Here is a 19,026-nt window from a genome sequence, read left to right as displayed (position 1 = left end):
GTATCCGCTTCCGCCGTCATCGGCGTGAACTCGTCCGAGCTGCATCCGAGTGCAGGGGACTCGCGGGAATTGTAGATTTGAGTACGGCTGTTTCGCCGCCGCGGTCACTTCCCTTACGAGCTGTACACGTAATTTCGAGATGGAGATTCCCTGATGTTCGGTCGCAAGTCCCAGGTTGATGCCCAAGCACGGCTCGATGCGATCGGCCGCTCGCAGGCCATGATCGAGTTCAACCTTGATGGCACGATCGTCACGGCCAACAAGAACTTCCTCGACGCCCTCGGCTATCGTCTCGACGAGATCCAGGGCAAGCATCATTCCATGTTTGTGCCGGCCGACCAGCGCGACAGCGCCGAGTACAAGGCGTTCTGGGCGGCATTGAACCGTGGCGAGTATCAGGCGCGGGAGTTCAAGCGGATCGCGAAGGATGGCCACGAGGTCTGGATCGAGGCATCCTACAATCCGGTGCTCGACGGCAACGGCAAGACGGTGATGGTCGCCAAGATTGCGACCGACATCACCGCGAAGAAGATCCGCAGCATGACGGATGCTTCGAAGATCGCCGCCATCGGCCGCGCCCAGGCCGTGATCGAGTTCAGGCTCGACGGCACCATCGTCACGGCCAACGAGAATTTCTGCAAGGCGCTCGGCTATTCGTTGTCCGAGATCGAGGGCAGGCACCACAGCCTGTTCGTCGCCGAGGCCGAGCGCAACGGCGCCGCCTATCGCGAGTTCTGGGCCAAGCTCAACCGCGGCGACTACCAGGCCGGCGAGTTCAAGCGCATCGGCAAGGGCGGCCGCGAGGTCTGGATCCTCGCCTCCTACAACCCGCTGCTCGACGAGAACGGCAAGCCCTACGGCGTCGTCAAGTTCGCGACCGACGTGACCGCGGAGAAGCTGAAGAACGCCGATCTCGCCGGCCAGATCGCGGCGATCGACAAGGCCCAGGCCGTGATCGAGTTCAACATGGACGGCACGATCATCACCGCGAACGCCAACTTCCTCGGCGCGCTCGGCTATTCACTGGCCGAGATCAAGGGCCATCATCACAGCATGTTCGTCGAGCCCGGCGAGCGCGACAGCAGCGCCTATCGCGAGTTCTGGGCGGCGCTCAACCGCGGCGAATACCAGGCGGCGGAATACAAGCGCATCGGCAAGGGCGGCAAGGAAGTCTACATCCAGGCCTCCTACAATCCGATCATGGATCTCAACGGCAAGCCGTTCAAGGTCGTCAAATACGCCACCGACGTCACCAGGCAGGTGCTGGTCCGCATGGGCAACGAGCGGGTGCGGGGCATGATGGAATCGGTCGCCGCGGGTTCGGAGGAGCTCAACGCCTCGGTGCGGGAGATCTCCGAGGCGATGACCAAATCGCGCGAGACCGCGATGAGCGCGGTGGATCAGGTCGCCACCGCCGACGCGCAGGCGCAGCGCCTCACGGAAGCGGCGCAGGCAATGAGCGGCATCGTCGAGCTGATCAACAACATCACCGGACAGATCAACCTGCTCGCGCTCAACGCCACGATCGAATCGGCGCGCGCGGGCGAAGCCGGCCGCGGCTTCGCGGTGGTCGCCTCGGAGGTCAAGAGCCTCGCCAACCAGGCCAAGCAGGCCACCGACAAGATCGGCGCGGAGATCGGCAGCCTCAACGGCATTTCCGGCGACGTCGTCAGCGCGCTCGGCTCGATCAAGCAGGCCATCAACAACGTCAGCGAATACGTGACGTCGACGGCCGCGGCGATCGAGGAGCAGAGCACCGTGACGAACGAGATGTCGACCAGCATGCAGCGCGCTGCGGCGGAAGCCGCCGCGATGGCCAATCGGGCATAGGATAGACAATAGGATGGGCAAAGGCGCGCGCTCGCGCGCCGTGCCCACCATCTCTTCGCGATCCAGCAGATGCGCGTGGGCACGCTTCGCTTTGCCCACCCTGCGGCACCGTCACTGCTTCGGCAGCTTGGCCTTCAATGCATAGAGCGCTTCGAGCGCCTCGCGTGGCGACATCTCATCGGGATGTAGCGCCTTCACCGCGTCCATCAACAGCTCGGCTTCGCTCGGCGGGGCGGCTTCCGCGGCGGCGCGCGAGGGCACGGCGAACAGCGGGAGGTCGTCCACCAGCGCGCGCGCGGTCTGGCCGCGGTCCTGTGCCTCCAGCTTGGAGAGAACCGACTTCGCGCGCGTGATCACCGCCGGCGGCAGCCCGGCGAGTTTGGCCACCTGGATGCCGTAGGAGCGGTCGGCCGAGCCCGGCAGCACCTCGTGCAGGAACACGACATTGCCCTGCCATTCCTTCACCCGCACGGTGGCATTGAACATCCGCGGCAGCTTGGCCGAGAGCGCGGTCAGCTCGTGATAATGCGTAGCGAACAGGGTGCGGCAACGGTTGCTCTCGTGCAGATGCTCGATCGCGGCCCAGGCGATCGAGAGGCCGTCGAACGTCGCGGTGCCGCGGCCGATCTCGTCGAGGATGACCAGCGAGCGCTCGCCGGCTTGATTGAGGATCGCCGCTGTCTCGACCATCTCCACCATGAAGGTGGAACGGCCGCGGGCGAGATCGTCGGCGGCGCCAACGCGCGAGAACAGGCGGTCGACGATGCCGATCCGCGCGCGCGTGGCCGGCACGAAGCTGCCGATCTGGGCGAGCAGCGCGATCAGCGCGTTCTGGCGCAGGAAAGTCGACTTGCCGGCCATGTTGGGACCGGTCAGCAGCCAGAGCTGGCCGGATTTCTGGCCGGGCGCGGGCGAAAGATCGCAGGCATTGGCGATGAACGGCTCGCCATTGCGCTTCAGGGCCTGCTCGACCACGGGATGGCGGCCGGCCTCGATCGCAAAGCCGAGGGAATCGTCCACGTCCGGCCGCACGTAATGATCGTCGACCGCGAGCTTTGCGAGCGATGTCGCAACGTCGAGCAGGGCGAAGGCGTGCGCCGCGGCGCGCAGATCGTCGCTGATCGCCATCGCCTTCGCCGACAGCCGCTCGAAGATCTCGAGCTCCAGTCCGAGCGCACGGTCGCCGGCATTGGCGATCTTGGCCTCGATCTCGCCGAGCTCGGAGGTCGTGAAGCGCACCTGGCCCGCCAGCGTCTGGCGATGGATGAAGGTCGCGTTCAGCGGCGCCGACATCAGCTTGTCGCCGTGCTGCGCCGTGACCTCGACGAAATAGCCGAGCACGTTGTTGTGGCGAATCTTGAGGCCTTTGACGGCGGTCGCGTCGGCGTAGCGGGCCTGCATCGAGGCGACCACCAGGCGCGAGGCGTCGCGCAGGTTTCGCGCTTCGTCGAGGGCGGGCTCATAGCCCTGTCGGACGAAGCCGCCGTCGCGTTTGATCAGCGGCAGCTGCTCGTCGAGCGCGCCGGCGAATTCCGCCGCGAGCTCGCGCGACGGCCTCTGCAGCGCTGCCATGACCGCCGCGATCTCGTGCGGCGGCTCATCCAGTTCGGAGAGCCGCGTCAGCACCTGGTCCGCGGCGATGATGCCGTCGCGGATGCCGGCGAGATCGCGCGGCCCGCCGCGACCGACCGAGAGACGGGCCAGCGCCCGCGACATGTCCGGCGCGCCGCGCAGGATGCTGCGGATGTCCTCGCGCGCGGCCGAATCGGTGACGAAGGTGCTGACCGCATCGAGCCGGCGCGCAATGGCGGGCGCATCCGTCAGCGGCGCCGCCAGCCGCTGCGCCAGCAGGCGCGAGCCTGCCGAGGTCACGGTGCAGTCGATCGCATCGAGCAGCGATCCCCGCCGCTCGCCGGCGAGCGTCCGCGTCAGCTCGAGATTGGCACGGGTGGCCGGATCGATCGCCATGGTCGCGCCGGAGGCCTCGCGCGCGGGCGGCGACAGCGGCGGATGCTTGCCGACCTGGGTGCGGTCGACATAGGTGATTGCGGCGGCCGCGGCGGTTGCCTCGAGCCGCGTGAGCTGCGCCAGCCCGTCCATGGTCGCGACGGCAAAGTAGTCGCACAGCCGCTTCTCGGCGGTGGCGCCGTCGAAGACGTCGCGGGTCAGCGGCGTCACCGCCGGCAGCTCGCGCAGGGTCTGTCCGAGCTCGCTGTCGTTATAGAGCGCGTCGGTGACGATCGCCTCGTTCGGGTTGATGCGCGCCAGCGTCGCGGCGAGCTCGCCGATCGCGCATTCGGTGACCATGAACTCGGCGGTCGAGATGTCGATCCAGGCAAGGCCGAAGCGATCGCCACCGCCGGAGGCGCGGGCGCGCGCGATCGCCAGCAGGTAATTGTTGGCGCGGGCGTCGAGCAGCGTGTCCTCGGTCAGCGTGCCCGGCGTCACCAGCCGCACCACGCCGCGGCGCACCACGCTCTTGTTGCCGCGCGCCTTCGCGGCGGCAGGATCTTCGGTCTGCTCGCAGACCGCGACGCGGTGACCGGCCGAGATCAGGCGGTGCAGATAATCCTCGGAGCGCTCGACCGGCACGCCGCACATCGGGATGTCGGCGCCCTGATGCTTGCCGCGCTTGGTCAAGACGATGCCGAGCGTCTTGGAGGCGATCTCGGCGTCCTCGAAGAACAATTCGTAGAAATCACCCATCCGGTAGAACAGCAGCAGGCCCTGATGCGCCGCCTTGATCTCCAGATACTGTTCCATCATCGGCGTGACGCGCGCGGCGGCTTCCGCCGGCGGTGCGGGCGCTTCGTCGGGGGGCGGAACTTGTATCGGCTGCTGCATCGTCATGGGCGGCGCAACCTACAAAATTTCGGCACCTGCTCCTATCGCTTTGGCCGGAGAGAGCAGGTTTTCCACGTTGTCCGTGTATTGCACGCGGTTGCCACATTCTCGGTCGTCATTCCGGGATGCGCCGCCAGGCGCAGGCCCGGAATCCATCGGGCCGCAGGTCGCGCGGACAAATGGATTCCGGGTTCGCGCCAAATGGCGCGCCCCGGAATGACAGGGAGTTCCGAATACGCCACCTGCGAATCCGTCAATTGACCTGCCGCGGGCGCCCTCCTAAAACTCCGCCGTCATTGAAGAATTTGGGCCGAACCGCGGCATTCAGGGAGAACAACGATGCGTGACGTCTTTATCTGCGATGCCGTGCGGACTCCGATCGGCCGCTTCGGCGGCTCGCTCGCCAAGGTGCGCGCCGACGATCTCGCCGCCGCCCCGATCAAGGCGCTGATGGCCAAGCACCCCAATCTCGACTGGGCGCAGGTGGACGAGGTCTTCTTCGGCTGCGCCAATCAGGCGGGCGAGGACAACCGCAACGTCGCGCGCATGGCGCTCCTGCTCGCAGGTCTGCCGGATTCGGTTCCCGGCCAGACCCTGAACCGGCTCTGCGCCTCCGGCCTCGATGCGGTCGGCGCCGCGGGCCGCGGCATCCGCTCCGGCGAGATCGAGCTCGCCATTGCCGGCGGCGTCGAGTCGATGACCCGCGCGCCGTTCGTGATGGGCAAGGCGCAGGAGGCCTTCTCGCGTTCGGCCGAGATCTTCGACACCACGATCGGCTGGCGCTTCATCAATCCGCTGCTCAAGGCGCAGTACGGCGTCGACGCCATGCCCGAGACCGGCGAGAACGTCGCCGAGGAATTCCAGGTCTCGCGCGCCGACCAGGACGCCTTCGCGATCCGCTCGCAGCAGCGCGCCGGCAAGGCGATCGCCTCCGGCTATTTTGCGGAAGAGATCACGCCGATCACCATTCCCGGCGGCAAGGCCGGCCCCATCACCGTCGACAAGGACGAGCATCCGCGTCCCGAGACCACGCTGGAGGGCCTCGCCAAGCTGAAGCCGATCGTGCGCAATCCGGGCACCGTCACCGCCGGCAACGCCTCCGGCGTCAATGACGGCGCTGCCGCGATGATCCTGGCCTCGGAGGCCGCTGTGAAGAAGCATGGCCTGACGCCCCGCGCCCGCATCCTGGGCCTGGCCTCGGCCGGCGTGCCGCCGCGCATCATGGGCATTGGCCCGGTGCCCGCGACCCGCAAGCTGATGGAACGCCTCGGCAAGAAGATCAGCGATTTCGACCTGATCGAGCTCAACGAGGCCTTCGCCTCCCAGGGCATCGCCTGCATGCGCCAGCTCGGCGTCGCCGATGATGCCGATTTCGTCAATCCGCATGGCGGGGCCATCGCGCTCGGTCATCCGCTCGGCATGAGCGGCGCGCGCCTCGCGCTCACCGCCGTCCACGGCATGGAAAAGCGTGGCGGCAAGCTCGCACTCGCCACCATGTGCGTCGGCGTCGGCCAGGGCGTCGCGGTCGCGATCGAGAAGCTGAACTGACCGGGCGCGCAGCGTTCCGTCATCCCGGGGCAGCCCGTCAGGGCTGAACCCGGGATCTCGAGATTCCGGGTTCAGCCCTGCGGGCTGGCCCGCAATGACAGCTTCGGAAAGCCCGCGAAACCGGCTTCCCCAAATTAGTTATATCCTATAATGATCGGCGGTATTCATTGACCGACCGGCCGGAGCAACATGGCCGGGGAGGAGTTCGCCGATGACGTTCATCTATCCCACCGACAGCAACAAGGCGCATCCGTTGCCGCTGTCGCCCGACTACAAGAGCTCGATCAAGCGTGCGCCGAACAAGCCCTTGATCCCGATGCGTCATACCTTGTCGGAGCTCACCGGTCCGGTCTACGGCCATGAGACCGTGCGCGAGGGCGACAACGATCTCACCCGCCAGCACAGCGGCGAGCCGCTCGGTGAGCGCATCATCGTCCACGGCCACGTGCGCGACGAGGACGGCCGCGGCGTGCCGAACTCGCTGGTCGAGATCTGGCAGGCCAATTCCTGCGGCCGCTACGTTCACGTCCGCGACCAGCATCCGGCGCCGCTCGATCCGAACTTCACCGGCGCAGGCCGCACCGTGAGCGATGCCGGCGGCTACTACCGCTTCGTCAGCATCAAGCCCGGCGCCTATCCCTGGGGCAATCACCACAACGCCTGGCGGCCGGCCCACATTCATCTCTCGGTGTTCGGCCATTCCTTCGTCACGCGCCTCGTGACGCAGATGTACTTTCCGAACGATCCGCTGTTTCCGTTCGACCCGATCTTCAACTCGGTGCCGGACGAGAAGGCGCGGGCGCGCATGGTCTCCTCGTTCGATCTCGAGAACACCCAGCCCGAATGGGCGCTGTGCTACCGCTTCGACATCGTGCTGCGCGGCAAGAACGCCACCCCCATGGAGAACCACTAAGTGCAAGACTCTGTGAAGCCCGACGGGATCACGCCCTCGCAAACGGTCGGTCCGTTCTTCAAATACGGCCTGACACCGGCCGGCGAATACGCCTGGAACGACGCATTCACCAACTCGACGCTGACCCCCGACGTCACGGGCGATCGCGTCCGGATCGAAGGCCGCGTGTTCGACGGCGACGGCGTCGCCGTGCCGGATTGCATGCTGGAGATCTGGCAGGCGGACGCGCAAGGCCGCTTCGCCGACCCGCAGGACAAGCGCGCGCTGCCGAATGCGAGCTTCCGCGGCTTCGCCCGCTGTGGCACCGACAAGGACGGCAATTACGCTTTCGAGACCATCAAGCCGGGCGCGGTGCCGGATCCCGACGGCAAGCCGCAGGCGCCGCACATCCTGCTCGCGGTGTTCGGCCGCGGCATGCTGCGGCATCTCTACACCCGCATCTATTTCAGCGACGAGTCCGGCAACGCCGCCGATCCCGTGCTGGCGCTGGTGCCCGCCGATCGCCGCGCCACGCTGATTGCCGTGCGGGAGGTTGGCAAGCCGGTCTACCGGCTCGACCTCCGGCTTCAGGGCGACAACGAGACGGTGTTCTTCGACGTGTGAGGCCAACGGTGCCGCTGACGCCAGATCGCCGGCACCGCAGTTCTCATCCAGCGCAAGCGGCCTTGGTCTCCGGCCGCAGGCGTCTCGCTGGTTACCGGTGCGTCAGTCCCGTTGACCTAAAACCGACTGACCGGCGACCAATTGCCGTAGTCTTGCGGAGCCTTTCTTTCAGCACCGCCCCGGGGTGCAAGTCCGTATTTACCACATTGATCTAGGCTGCACGTGGTTTCGGCGCGCGCCCTGGATTATTTCATGAAAATTCGTTTGTCGCTGTCTTCCGCGATCATCGCATTCGGAATCGTTCTCGCGATCGGCTTTGCGGCGGTGGTCTCCACCAGCCTCTATACGCTCCGTGAGCTCAAGGTCGGGGGGCCGCTCTATTCCGACATCAAGCTGGGCAACGACCTCATCGCGGACATCCTGCCGCCGCCGGAATATATCATCGAGGCCTATCTCGAGGCGACCCTGGCCATGCGCGAGCCGGATCAGCTGGCGGCCCACGGCGAGCGCCTGGTTCAGCTCCGCAAGGACTACGACGAGCGCAAGGCCTTCTGGGTCTCCTCCAGCCTCGCGGCCGACCTGAAGACGGCGCTGGTGTCGAAATCCGACGCCGAAGTGCAGAAGTTCTGGAAGGCGTCCGACCAGCTCCTGCCGGCCCTCAAGGCCAAGGACACGGCCGCCTCCGAGCGCGCCTATGCCCAGGTCAAGGAGGCCTATACCGCGCATCGCGCCGTGATCGACAGCATCGTCGAGAGCGCCAACAAGCAGAATGCCGCCATGGAGAAGCTGGCCGCGGACCGCGACAGCTCGATGCTTTGGATCCTCCTCGGCGTCGCCGCCGCCGTCCTGGCCTTTGTTGCCGCCGGCCTGCTCGGTGTTGCCGTCGGCGTGGTGCGCCCGATCGTGCGCATGACGGCCACGATGCAGAAGCTTTCGACCGGAGATCTCGCCGCCGACATTCCGTTTGCCCACCGCCAGGACGAGGTCGGCTCGATGGCGGGTGCGCTCGTGGTGTTCAAGCAGGCCGCGGTCGAGAACTCCCGCCTGCGCGAGGAACAGTTGCGGCAGGAGCAGGAGGCGGCGCTGGCCAAGCGTGGTGCGCTGCAACAGATGGCGGAGACCGTCGAGCGTGAGACCGGCCGCTCGGTCGACACCGCCAGCGCGGCGAGCCAAGGCGTGGAGCGGGCTGCCACCAGCCTGTCCGAGATTGCAAGTTCGCTCTCGGCGCAGTCGCAGGCCGTCGCCGCAGCCTCCACCCAGGCCCTCGGAAGTTCGCAGACCGTCTCGGCCGCGGCCGAGGAACTGAGCGCCTCGATCCGCGAAATCGCAAGCCAGGTCGCACGGACCAGCACGGTCACGAAATCGGCGGTCGCCGGCCGCGAGCAGGCGCGTTCGACCATCCAGGCGCTGGCCGGATCGGTGAAGAAGATCGCCGAGGTCTCCGACCTCATCGGCGGCATTGCCGGCCAGACCAACCTGCTGGCGCTCAACGCCACGATCGAGGCGGCGCGCGCCGGCGAGGCCGGCCGCGGCTTCGCCGTGGTCGCCGCCGAGGTGAAATCCCTGTCGGACCAGACCGCCAAATCCACCGAGGAGATCGCGCGGCTGATTGCCGAGATCCAGGCTTCGACGCAGGCCGCGGTCGATGCCGTCGAGACGATGGGAGGCCACATCGTCGAGATCGACGGCGTGGCGACCTCTGTTGCCGCTGCGATGGAAGAGCAGGACGCCGCGACGCGGGAGATCACGCGGTCGATTTCCGAATCGGCGTCTGCGGCGAAGGAGGTCTCGGCCAAGATCGGCGATGTCAGCCGCGACGCCGCCTCCGTGAACGAGCGCGCAGCGGAGGTCAGGCAGGCTATCGCCGGCATGGCGGCCAATCTCGAACAGCTGCGCTCGGTCGTGGTACGGACCGTGCGCGACTCGACCGCGGCAGCCTGAGCCCGGCGGCATTTCGGCTGCTGGTGCCCGGGAGTGCGAATCGTGCAGGATGGCGCGGGACAGGGGCATCGTGGTTCATGACATCTCCACAATTGCCGGCGGTCGTTGAGCCCGCCCGACTGACAGCCGCCCTGCGCCGCGGCGGCGTGCTGGACGCCGGCGCGGTGCGCGAGGTCAAGGTGCTGCACCAGCGCGACACCCTGGTGTCGCACATCATCCGGCTTGGCCTGCGCTATGTCGGCGAATCCGCCGGCGCCCCGCAATCGCTGATCCTGAAGACCGCGAATTCCGCCTTCGCCGAGAAACTTGCCAATGGCGGCCGGCGCGAGGTGGAATACTACACGCAGCTGACGCCGAGCATGCCGCCAGGCCTCGTGCCCCGCTGCTTCGACGGACATTTCGACGAGGACAGCCTCGCCTGGCATCTTCTGCTCGAGGACCTCACCGACAGCCACGCCATCGCGGCGGCCTGGCCGCTGCCGCCATCGCGCGATCAGGCGATCGCGATCGTGACGACGCTCGCGCGCTGGCACGCGGCGTGGTGGGACCATCCGGGCCTCGGCGATGCCGTCGGCACCTTCGCCAGCCCCGAGGACAGCGCGGAGCGCATGGAGACGTTCGCCGGACATTACGACCGCTTTGCCGATTATCTCGGTGATCGCCTCAGCGAGGAGCGGCGCACGCTCTATCGGCGCCTGATCGATCAATCGGATCGGCTGTCCCAGCGCTACCATTCACGCCGCCACCTCAGCATCACCCATGGCGATGCCCATGTCTGGAATTTCCTGCTGCCGCGCGCGGGCGTCGCCGACACCGTGCGGATCTTCGATTTCGATCTGTGGAACATCAACGTTCCAACCCACGACCTCGCCTACATGATGGCGATGCATTGGTATCCGGAGCGCCGGCAGGCGCTCGAACGCCCGCTGCTCAATCTCTACCACGGCGCGCTGATCGAGGGTGGCATCACCGGCTACACGCGCGGCGCGCTCGATCGCGACTATCGCTGGGCGGTGCTCTGGCAGATCACGCGGCCGGTCTGGCAATGGAGCATCGATATCCCGCCGGTGATCTGGTGGAATAACCTGGAGCGGGTGATGGCGGCGGTGGACGATTTGGGCTGCGAGGAATTGTTGTAAGGCTCTCGTGTCCCGGGCGCCGTGCAGCGCGTAGCGGTGCGCCGCAGAACCGGGACCCAGCGTGCCGCGTGGCATGGACCCCGGCTCAGCAGCGCATCACTTGTGTGCTGCCATAGCGCGGCGAAGACGCGCGTAAACGCGCTGATGGCGTCCGGGGCAGGAGATCTGCCAATTACTCCATCACCGCATGTTCCGGCCCGGCCGCCTGCTTGCGCAGCGTGGCCTTGGTCGAGCCGATCAGGAGCGCGAGCGGGATGGTGCAGAGCACGAAGATCATCACCAGCTGGTAATCGTGGGAGAAGGCGATGATCTGCGCCTGCACGTTGACCATCCTGTCCGCCATGGCGCGGCCGGCGTCGGTCGACAGATTGATCAGGCCGCTGACGCCGGGCATCTGCAGCGCGTGATTGAAGGGATTGATGTGCTCGGAGAGGATCGCGTAGGTCCATCGCGTGCCCTGCGTCAATTGCGCGATCACGACGGAAATGCCGACCGAACTGGCGACGTTTCGCATCAGGGTCAGCATCGCAGTGCCGTCGGTGCGCAGCTCGTTCGACAATGTCAGGAACGCCACGGTCGAGAGCGGAACGAAGACGAGGCCGAAGCCAAATCCCTGGACGACGCTGACGATCACGATTTCCGGCACCTGGGTCAGTTCCGTCCAGCCGGTCATCTGGAGTAGCGAGGCGGCCGTCAGTGCCAGCCCGGCGATGATCAGCGTGCGCGCCTCGAAATAGCGCATCATGCGACCGACCAGCATCATGGCGAAGAAGGTGCCGATACCGCGGGTCGCCAACAGCAGGCCGGCGGTGATGATGGGATAACCGATCACGTTCTGCATGTAGGGCGAGGCCAGCGCCATGGTCGAGAACAGCACGAGCCCCATCACGATCATGAACATGCAGCCGGTGACGAAGTTGCGGTCCCGGAACAGCGCGAAGCGGATGAACGGGGTCGAAGTCGTGAAGGAATGCGCAAGGAAGAAGTAGAACGCGACGGCCGACACGATGAACTCGGCGAGGATCTCGTTCGATTCCAGCCAGCCCAATTGCTCGCCGCGGTCGAGGGCGAGCTGCAGCGCGCCGATCGCGACCGCCAAGGCGGCGAAACCGAACCAGTCGAATTTGAGGCTGATGTTCGTCTCGGTCTCGTCCATGAAGACGATCAGCCCGAGCACCGTGATGGCACCGAACGGAAGGTTGACGAAGAACACCCAGTGCCAAGAATAGGTCTCGGTCAGCCATGCGCCGAGCGAGGGTCCCATGATCGGGCCCATCATCACGCCCATGCCCCAGATCGACATCGCCTTGGCGCGTTCCTGCAGCGTGTAATAGTCGAGCATCACCGATTGCGACAGCGGCACCAGCGCGGCGCCGAACACACCCTGCAGTAGCCGGAATAGCACCATCTGGTTGATGTCTTGCGCGAGGCCGCACAGCACCGACGCCATGGTGAAGCCGGCCGAGCAGATGATGAAGATGCGCTTGCGGCCGAACCGGTTGGCGATCCATCCCACCGGCGCCGTCATGATTGCGGCGGCGACGATGTAGGAGGTCAGCACCCAGTTGATCTGGTCCTGCGAGGCCGACAGCGTGCCCTGCATGTAGGGCAGGGCGACGTTGGCGATGGTGGTGTCCAGCGCCTGCATGATGGTCGCGGTCATGGCGCAGATCGTCACCATGTTCCGGCGCAGGCCGGGGACCATCAGATTGGCGTTGGGACCGGACATCGGATCAGTCTTTGTCTTGTTGGTTTAGTCTTTGTCCTGGCTCGCGGTCGCAGACAGGCCGAAGAGGCCGGCGAGCGAGCGCCGATGGCCGGTGTCGATGGTGGCATAGACGCTCATCCCGGCCTTCAGCTTCCGCACGTATTTGTCGGTCTCGTCGAAATAGATGCGGATCGGCACGCGCTGCACCACCTTGACGAAATTGCCGGTGGCGTTCTGCGGCGGCAGGATCGCGAATTGCGCGCCGGTGCCGGGCGAGAGCGAGCCGATCTTGCCCTTGAAGACATGGTTCGGGAACGCGTCGACCTCGAGCGTGACGGGTTGCCCCTCGGTGACATGGGTGAGGTCGCTCTCCTTCGGATTGGCGTCGACCCAGGGATGGGCGACGTCGATGATGGAGAACACCGGTGTGCCCGCCGCGACGTAGCGTCCGAGCTGGATCTGCTCGACCTGCGTCGCCACGCCTTCCATCGGAGCGCGAAGCACGGTGTGGTCGAGGTTGCGCTGGGCGTCGTCCAGCTTGGCCTTCGCCTGCGCGTAGGGCGGAAATCGCTCCAGCGGCAATTCGGGGTCGCCGAGCAGCTGCGTCTTGGCGTTGGAGAGTTGCTGCTTGATGTATTGGGCCTGCCCGCCGGCGGTGACCAGCGCAGTCGAGGCGTTGTCGAGGTCGAGCTGCGAGCCAAAATTGTTCTTTACCAGCGCCTGCTTGCGCTCGACATCGCGTTTCTTCAGATCGATGCCCTGCTGGGCCAGATCGAGCATATCGCCATAGATCTTGATGTTGGCGACCAGGTTGTCATACGTCGTGCGGGCCTGCGCGAGCTGCGCCTTGGCCTCGTCCACCGCGAGGCGGAACGGGACGGGGTCGATCTCGAACAGCTCGTCGCCGCGCTTGACCGACTGGCCTTCCTTCACGATCACCTTCAAAATCTTGCCGGAGATGTCGGGCGTCACCAGCACCTTCTGGGCGCCGACATAGGCGTCGTCGGTCCCGACATAGCGGCCGCCATGCAGGTAGAAGGTGAGGCCGCCGATCGCGGCGGCAACAGGCAACACGACCAGGAGCAGGAAGCGGCGATAGCGGCGCAGGCCTGCGACCAGGCGGCGGCGCGGGTCGGTGCCGGCTTTCTTGGTAGGCTTGCCGCCGTCAGTCTTCTGCTCGGGCTGGAACTTGAGGACTTGGTCAGCCATAACGCTGCTCCTTGCGTGCCTGCTCAGCGCCGGATGCCTGGATCGCGGTGCGCACGTTTTCCTTGATGGTCTCGAGTTGGATCACGAGGCGGTGGGCGTCCGCCGGTGTGATGCCATCGAGCGCGTTGGCGGTCAGCTCCGACTTCAACCCGCTCATCCGCCCCAGCAATTGCCGGCCGGCCTTCCTGAGATAGAGGCGCTTGACGCGGCGGTCCGAAGCGTCGCTGCGGCGCTCGATCCAGTCATTGTCGCAGAGCTTGTCGATCATGCGGGTCAGCGTGATCGGCTGCATCTCAAGCAGCTCGGCGAGTTCCGATTGCTTCATGCCCTCGCTGCGCTCGACCTTGGCCAGCACTGCCCATTGCGCGCGGGTGATGCCGAACCGCCTTGCCTCCTTGTCGGCATAGACCCGCAACAGGCGGTAAAGCTCGCCCAGCGTGAACAGGAAGTTCTGGTCGACGGACCCGCGGCTCATGAGCTTGGTCTCCAATAAGCTCGGAATATAATAAGCAAGCTTATGATTATTCCCATGGCGGGTTCGGAGGGGCTGCCCCGCAGCATCAGCATGGCTGGCAGCCGTTTGCATGGTCGCGCTTTGGGTTCCCCCGCCCGGATGCTAAGATTATCGCTGCATGACCCTCGCCAAGCCGGCATTTCCCGCGCCCGATCACGATCATGGCCGCTGCACCGCGGATGCGCTGGCGCATGCCGAGGAAGTTTGCGAGCAGCGCGCGCAGAAATTCACGCCGATCCGCCGCCAGGTGCTGGGAGCGCTGCTCTCCAGCCACCGCCCCCTCGGCGCCTATGAGGTGATTGACGAACTCGCCAAGTCGATGTCGCGGCCGGCGCCGATCACGGTCTATCGCGCGCTCGATTTCCTGATGGCCAACGGTCTCGTCCACCGCATCGAAAGCCGCAACGCCTACCTCGCCTGTGCCGCCCACGACCACGACGCGACCTCGGCGGTCGCGTTCCTGATTTGCGAGCGCTGCGGCCTGGTCGGCGAGATCCCGTCGGCCTCATTCGCCGGGGATCTCAATGCCGCGGCACGCAGCTCGGGCTTTGCTCCGAAGCTGTCCGTGGTGGAGATCACGGGCGTCTGCACCCATTGCCAGAAAGCTGCATAGAGCAACAACGGCGCAAAGCCGGTTTTTCGGGAAGACATGTCCTCACCACAAGCCAATCACTCCGCCGCACGTCCCCTCAGTGCCGGCGCCATCGCCCTGATGCTCATGCTGTGCCTGACCTGGGGGTTCAACCAGATCGCGGTGAAGCTGGTGCTGCCGGACATCCCGCCGATGCTCCAGGCCACGATCCGCTCGGCGGGCGCGCTGCCGGTGCTTTTCATCATCGGCACGTTTCGCGGCGTCAAATTCTTCGAGAACGATCACACCTGGAAGCCGGGCCTGATCGCCGGCCTGATGTTCGGCATCGAATTCGTGCTGATCTTCCAGGGGCTGCGCCTCACCTCGGCCTCGCGCGCGGTGGTGTTCCTCTACACCGCGCCGTTCTTCGTTGCGCTCGGCTCCTATCAGGTGCTCGGCGAGCGGCTCGGTGCCTCGCAATGGCTGGGCCTCGCCATCAGCTTTGCCGGCGTCGCGCTTGCGATCGGCGTGCCGCAGGCCAATGTCGATTCGCATGTCCTGCTCGGCGACCTCATGATCGTCGGCGGCGCGGCGCTGTGGGCGGCAACCACGCTGGTGGCCAAGGGCACGCGGCTGCGGTTTGCCGCGCCCGAGAAGGCGCTGGGCTATCAGGTCGCCATCTCGATCCCGATCCTGGGGCTCGCGGCCTGGCTGTTCGATGAGAGCATCACGCACACGCCGTCGCCGCTGTCGCTCGGCCTGATGGCGTTCCAGGCGATCTGGGTCGTTGGAACCACGTTCACGCTTTGGTTCGCGCTGGTGAAGACCTATTCGGCCAGCAAATTGTCGGCTTTTACCTTCATCACCCCTTTGTTTGGCGTGGTGGGTAGCTATTTCATCATGCACGACACCCTAAGCCTGGCATTCGGGGCGGCCGCCCTCCTTGTAATTGCTGGGCTTTTTCTGGTTAACCGTCCGAGCTCAACGGCTGCGGCGCCAGCTGATGCATTGCTGAACGTCACCAAAACCTGATATTTGGACCCCATGAACACGCCCGAAACCAGCATCGATTCCGACATCGCGGGGCCTGCGCCGCGCCATCGTACCACCCAGGTCAAGGTCGGCGACGTCGCCGTCGGCGGCGGTGCGCCGATCGTCGTGCAGTCGATGACCAACACCGATACCGCCGACATCGACGGTACCATCGCCCAGGTCGCAGCGCTCGCGCGCGCCGGCTCCGAGATGGTCCGCATCACGGTGGACCGCGAGGAAGCCGCGGCCGCCGTTCCGCATATTCGCGACGGCCTCGCCAAGCGCGGTATCAATACGCCGCTGATCGGCGACTTCCACTATATCGGCCACAAGCTGCTCGCGGCCTACCCGGCCTGCGCCGAGGCGCTAGCCAAGTATCGCATCAATCCCGGCAATGTCGGCTTCAAGGACAAGCGCGACACCCAGTTCGCCGACATCATCGAGATCGCCAACAAGAACAACAAGCCGGTGCGCATCGGCGCCAATTGGGGCTCGCTCGACCAGGAGCTCCTGACCAGGCTGATGGACGAGAACGCAGCCTCCGCCAATCCGCGCGACGTGCGCGCCGTGACGCGCGAGGCCATGGTGCAGTCGGCGCTGCTCTCGGCCGCGCGCGCCGAAGAGCTCGGCATGCCGAAGAACCGCATCATCCTGTCCGCAAAAGTCTCGGCGGTGCAGGATCTGATCGCGGTCTATCAGGACCTCGCCAGCCGTTCCGATTACGCCATCCATCTCGGCCTGACCGAGGCCGGCATGGGCTCGAAGGGCATCGTGGCGTCCTCGGCCGCGCTCGGCATCCTGTTGCAGCAGGGCATCGGCGACACCATCCGCATCTCGCTGACGCCTGAGCCCGGCGGCGACCGCACCCGTGAAGTGCAGGTCGGCCAGGAACTGCTGCAGACCATGGGCTTCCGCACCTTCGTGCCACTGGTCGCGGCGTGCCCCGGCTGCGGCCGCACCACCTCGACCACGTTCCAGGAGCTGGCGCGCTCGATCCAGGATTTCATCCGCGACGAGATGCCGAACTGGAAGACGAAATATCCGGGCGTCGAGGAGCTCAACGTCGCGGTGATGGGCTGCATCGTCAACGGCCCCGGCGAATCCAAGCACGCCAATATCGGCATCTCGCTGCCCGGCACCGGCGAAGCGCCGGCCGCGCCCGTCTTCGTCGACGGCAAGAAGTTCCGCACGCTGCGCGGCCCCACCATCTCCGCCGACTTCAAGGCGCTGGTGATCGACTATATCGAGCAGCGTTACGGCCAGGGCGCCAAGCTGCCGGTGACCGCGGCGGAGTAGGCGTTCAGGTCAGCATGTAATCGTGCTGACCTGTCCTGTTTCGCCATATCTCAGCAGCAATCCGTCCCGCGTAATCACGCTCGCGCCAAGGTCGCGAGCGGTCGCAATGATAATGCGATCCGCAGGGTCGCGTGGCGGCTCGCCCGGCAAGAATGATGACGCGATCAGGATATCGGGCGTGAGTTCGGCGAGCTGGACTCCTTCGACGGCAAGCAGCCGCTGAAACCAGAGTTCTGGTCTCGTGGAGAGGCCCAGCCTGTTGCGTGCAACGAGCAAGCCGATTTCCCATGCGGTAATTGCGGACACGAAGATTGCAGTTCCCGCGCGATAGGCGGCTTCGATCGCCTCGCTCGCCTCCGAGGCGATGGGCTTGTCTTCTGCAATCCAAACCGCGGCATGCGTATCGAGCAGCAGAGGCGCAGGTTCACTCATAGACCTTGCCCCAATCTGGATCGGCCGGCTGGGTCAAATCCACGCCCGATGGGATGTGTGCCAATCCTTTGAGGGCGCCGAACAGCGGATGGCGGCCGGGCTTCTTGGCACGCGAAGGCGGCGGTTCTGCAGAACTCAATTCAACCCGCCGAAACACGACCTTGCGAGCCTTCGTGTCAACCTGCTCGGTACGAAAGCCCGCGGCCAGCCACACCTTCGTCATCACGTTGTTGGTGGGGTTATTGCTCCACCAGGCCGGATATTGAGGAGAGCTGGGGGGCAGCTTGCTACCGATGATCCGTTCGATTTCGGCAAAGGTCAAAGGTACCTCCTTGGTCCTTTGCGACTTCAGGAATTCACCCAGACGCTCATATTTACCCATCGGACGACCTCCATCGGTCAGAACACTATTAAAGCTTTAGAAGTGTGTCAAGGCGCGTTTCGCCTTTGCTCATTCAGAGCCTAGGATCAACACCAACGAAGAACAGATCGGGAGACACGCCATGAGCTCACTCGCCGGCAAGCAGGGCCCGCGCTATCGCCACACCGCTGAAGACGGCGCGCCGTATGAGACCATCGCGGTCGAAAAGCTTACGCCGATCATCGGCGCGGAAATCTTCGGCATCGACATCGGTGCGCTCGTCGAGGGCGACGCACGCTCCAACCGGCAGATGGACGAGATCCACCGCGCGCTGGCCGAAAATCTCGTCATCTTCTTCCGCGACCAACACATTACCCCGCAGCAGCATCTCGCCTTCGGCCGCAAGTTCGGAGAGCTGCACTTTCATCCCGCCGCGCCGCATGAGGACGAAGACCCGGCCCTGATGAAGATCTACGCCGACAGGAACTCGCCGCGGGCCAACGGCGAGGGTTGGCACTCCGACGTGTCCTGCGATCTCGAGCCGCCGATGGGCTCGATCCTCTACATCAAGCAATGTCCGCCGCGCGGCGGCGACACGCTGTTCGCCAATATGTACGCGGCCTACGACGCCTTGTCGGACCGCATGAAGGCCTATCTCGACGGCCTCACCGCCCTGCATGACGGCGAGCCGATCTATCGCGGGCTCTACGCCAATTACGGCGTTGCCGACAGACCGAGCTATCCGCACGCCGAGCATCCCGTGGTGCGCACGCATCCGGTCACCGGCAAGAAGGCGCTTTACGTCAACCGCGGCTTCACCCGCCACATCAACGGCATTCCCCGCGACGAGAGCGACGCGATGCTTGCCTATCTGTACCAGCATGCCGAAAACCCGCTGTTCCAGTGCCGCTTCCGCTGGACCGAGAACGCGATCGCGTTCTGGGACAACCGCTGCACCCAGCACCGCGCGATGTGGGACTACTGGCCGCACACCCGCTCCGGCACGCGCGTGACAGTGAAGGGCGAGCGGCCGGTTTGATCGCTCTTCGTGACACGCGCGCTATCTTGCGTTGACCCGCCCCGAT

At 65.5% G+C, this 19,026-nt stretch carries 16 protein-coding genes; 10 read left to right on the top strand and 6 right to left on the bottom strand.

Translation table 11 applies throughout. The features are described 5' to 3' along the window. The first annotated feature begins 153 nt into the window (after positions 1-153). Positions 154-1,830, top strand: coding sequence for a PAS domain-containing methyl-accepting chemotaxis protein (locus DCM80_RS12175; RefSeq protein ID WP_257197184.1), 1,677 nt, complete (start codon positions 154-156; stop codon positions 1,828-1,830). Between the two features lie 111 nt (positions 1,831-1,941). On the opposite strand, the gene mutS is transcribed toward DCM80_RS12175, so the two are convergent. After that, positions 1,942-4,680, bottom strand: a complete 2,739-nt coding sequence (gene mutS / locus DCM80_RS12170) for a DNA mismatch repair protein MutS (protein ID WP_257197183.1) — start codon at positions 4,678-4,680, stop codon at positions 1,942-1,944. Positions 4,681-5,013: 333 nt separating this feature from the next. On the opposite strand from mutS, the gene pcaF reads away from it, so the two are divergent. The 5 genes from pcaF (at position 5,014) to DCM80_RS12145 (ending at position 10,818) form a co-directional block, all read left to right on the top strand. Beyond that, complete coding sequence (pcaF, locus tag DCM80_RS12165; protein ID WP_257197181.1) at positions 5,014-6,222, top strand: 3-oxoadipyl-CoA thiolase; 1,209 nt, start codon at positions 5,014-5,016, stop codon at positions 6,220-6,222. A gap of 211 nt (positions 6,223-6,433) precedes the next feature. Continuing rightward, a complete protein-coding gene (gene pcaH, locus DCM80_RS12160; protein WP_257197180.1) occupies positions 6,434-7,135 on the top strand; it encodes a protocatechuate 3,4-dioxygenase subunit beta in 702 nt (233 codons plus the stop codon). Then, entirely contained in the window at positions 7,136-7,738 is a 603-nt protein-coding gene (gene pcaG, locus DCM80_RS12155) for a protocatechuate 3,4-dioxygenase subunit alpha (protein WP_257197179.1), read from the top strand. A 252-nt stretch (positions 7,739-7,990) separates the two neighbouring features. Continuing rightward, positions 7,991-9,679 carry a methyl-accepting chemotaxis protein gene (locus DCM80_RS12150; RefSeq protein WP_257197178.1) on the top strand — a complete coding sequence of 563 codons (1,689 nt, stop codon included), beginning with the start codon at positions 7,991-7,993 and terminating at the stop codon, positions 9,677-9,679. A 77-nt stretch (positions 9,680-9,756) separates the two neighbouring features. Then, the gene (locus tag DCM80_RS12145) at positions 9,757-10,818 is read left to right on the top strand and encodes an ecdysteroid 22-kinase family protein (RefSeq protein WP_257197177.1); all 1,062 of its coding nucleotides are present in this window, start codon (positions 9,757-9,759) and stop codon (positions 10,816-10,818) included. Between the two features lie 172 nt (positions 10,819-10,990). Here the strand turns inward: DCM80_RS12145 and DCM80_RS12140 are convergent, their stop codons facing one another. Genes DCM80_RS12140 through DCM80_RS12130 form a run of 3 tightly spaced genes read right to left on the bottom strand, consistent with a single transcriptional unit; the run spans position 10,991 to position 14,210 of the window. Further along, on the bottom strand, positions 10,991-12,547 hold the full coding sequence (locus DCM80_RS12140) for an MDR family MFS transporter (RefSeq protein WP_257197176.1): 1,557 nt from the start codon (positions 12,545-12,547) through the stop codon (positions 10,991-10,993). 24 nt (positions 12,548-12,571) lie between these two features. Then, entirely contained in the window at positions 12,572-13,735 is a 1,164-nt protein-coding gene (locus tag DCM80_RS12135) for an HlyD family secretion protein (protein WP_257197175.1), read from the bottom strand. Beyond that, the gene (locus DCM80_RS12130) at positions 13,728-14,210 is read right to left on the bottom strand and encodes a MarR family winged helix-turn-helix transcriptional regulator (RefSeq protein WP_257197174.1); all 483 of its coding nucleotides are present in this window, start codon (positions 14,208-14,210) and stop codon (positions 13,728-13,730) included. The genes DCM80_RS12135 and DCM80_RS12130 overlap by 8 nt, the downstream gene beginning before the upstream one ends. A gap of 157 nt (positions 14,211-14,367) precedes the next feature. Here DCM80_RS12130 and DCM80_RS12125 point away from each other — a divergent pair, with 157 nt between their 5' ends. The 3 genes from DCM80_RS12125 to ispG are packed head-to-tail and all read left to right on the top strand — an operon-like array spanning position 14,368 to position 17,148. Next, the gene (locus tag DCM80_RS12125; RefSeq protein ID WP_257179258.1) at positions 14,368-14,862 is read left to right on the top strand and encodes a Fur family transcriptional regulator; all 495 of its coding nucleotides are present in this window, start codon (positions 14,368-14,370) and stop codon (positions 14,860-14,862) included. A gap of 36 nt (positions 14,863-14,898) precedes the next feature. Further along, on the top strand, positions 14,899-15,852 hold the full coding sequence (locus DCM80_RS12120; protein ID WP_257197173.1) for a DMT family transporter: 954 nt from the start codon (positions 14,899-14,901) through the stop codon (positions 15,850-15,852). 12 nt (positions 15,853-15,864) lie between these two features. Further along, entirely contained in the window at positions 15,865-17,148 is a 1,284-nt protein-coding gene (gene ispG / locus DCM80_RS12115) for a flavodoxin-dependent (E)-4-hydroxy-3-methylbut-2-enyl-diphosphate synthase (RefSeq protein WP_257197171.1), read from the top strand. Between the two features lie 9 nt (positions 17,149-17,157). Here ispG and DCM80_RS12110 read toward each other — a convergent pair whose 3' ends face one another. Both DCM80_RS12110 and DCM80_RS12105 read right to left on the bottom strand, forming a co-directional pair. After that, positions 17,158-17,580, bottom strand: coding sequence for a type II toxin-antitoxin system VapC family toxin (locus DCM80_RS12110; RefSeq protein WP_257197170.1), 423 nt, complete (start codon positions 17,578-17,580; stop codon positions 17,158-17,160). Further along, entirely contained in the window at positions 17,573-17,962 is a 390-nt protein-coding gene (locus DCM80_RS12105; protein ID WP_257197168.1) for a hypothetical protein, read from the bottom strand. The genes DCM80_RS12110 and DCM80_RS12105 overlap by 8 nt, the downstream gene beginning before the upstream one ends. Before the next feature lie 121 nt (positions 17,963-18,083). Between DCM80_RS12105 and DCM80_RS12100 the strand changes: the two genes are divergently transcribed. Further along, on the top strand, positions 18,084-18,980 hold the full coding sequence (locus tag DCM80_RS12100) for a TauD/TfdA family dioxygenase (RefSeq protein WP_257197167.1): 897 nt from the start codon (positions 18,084-18,086) through the stop codon (positions 18,978-18,980). The last annotated feature ends 46 nt before the right edge of the window (positions 18,981-19,026 follow it).

Source organism: Bradyrhizobium sp. WBOS08, assembly GCF_024585125.1.
In the GTDB taxonomy this organism is placed as follows: domain Bacteria; phylum Pseudomonadota; class Alphaproteobacteria; order Rhizobiales; family Xanthobacteraceae; genus Bradyrhizobium; species Bradyrhizobium japonicum_B.
This window is presented reverse-complemented; position numbering and strand designations above follow the sequence as displayed.

Excerpts from the sequence above, each read along its gene's own strand:
- DCM80_RS12175 (WP_257197184.1), top strand. The coding sequence starts at position 154 with ATGTTCGGTCGCAAGTCCCAGGTTGATGCCCAAGCACGGCTCGATGCG.
- mutS (WP_257197183.1), bottom strand. The coding sequence starts at position 4,680 with ATGACGATGCAGCAGCCGATACAAGTTCCGCCCCCCGACGAAGCGCCC.
- pcaF (WP_257197181.1), top strand. The coding sequence starts at position 5,014 with ATGCGTGACGTCTTTATCTGCGATGCCGTGCGGACTCCGATCGGCCGC.
- pcaH (WP_257197180.1), top strand. The coding sequence starts at position 6,434 with ATGACGTTCATCTATCCCACCGACAGCAACAAGGCGCATCCGTTGCCG.
- DCM80_RS12150 (WP_257197178.1), top strand. The coding sequence starts at position 7,991 with ATGAAAATTCGTTTGTCGCTGTCTTCCGCGATCATCGCATTCGGAATC.
- DCM80_RS12145 (WP_257197177.1), top strand. The coding sequence starts at position 9,757 with ATGACATCTCCACAATTGCCGGCGGTCGTTGAGCCCGCCCGACTGACA.
- DCM80_RS12140 (WP_257197176.1), bottom strand. The coding sequence starts at position 12,547 with ATGTCCGGTCCCAACGCCAATCTGATGGTCCCCGGCCTGCGCCGGAAC.
- DCM80_RS12135 (WP_257197175.1), bottom strand. The coding sequence starts at position 13,735 with ATGGCTGACCAAGTCCTCAAGTTCCAGCCCGAGCAGAAGACTGACGGC.
- DCM80_RS12130 (WP_257197174.1), bottom strand. The coding sequence starts at position 14,210 with ATGAGCCGCGGGTCCGTCGACCAGAACTTCCTGTTCACGCTGGGCGAG.
- DCM80_RS12125 (WP_257179258.1), top strand. The coding sequence starts at position 14,368 with ATGACCCTCGCCAAGCCGGCATTTCCCGCGCCCGATCACGATCATGGC.
- DCM80_RS12120 (WP_257197173.1), top strand. The coding sequence starts at position 14,899 with ATGTCCTCACCACAAGCCAATCACTCCGCCGCACGTCCCCTCAGTGCC.
- ispG (WP_257197171.1), top strand. The coding sequence starts at position 15,865 with ATGAACACGCCCGAAACCAGCATCGATTCCGACATCGCGGGGCCTGCG.
- DCM80_RS12110 (WP_257197170.1), bottom strand. The coding sequence starts at position 17,580 with ATGAGTGAACCTGCGCCTCTGCTGCTCGATACGCATGCCGCGGTTTGG.
- DCM80_RS12105 (WP_257197168.1), bottom strand. The coding sequence starts at position 17,962 with ATGGGTAAATATGAGCGTCTGGGTGAATTCCTGAAGTCGCAAAGGACC.
- DCM80_RS12100 (WP_257197167.1), top strand. The coding sequence starts at position 18,084 with ATGAGCTCACTCGCCGGCAAGCAGGGCCCGCGCTATCGCCACACCGCT.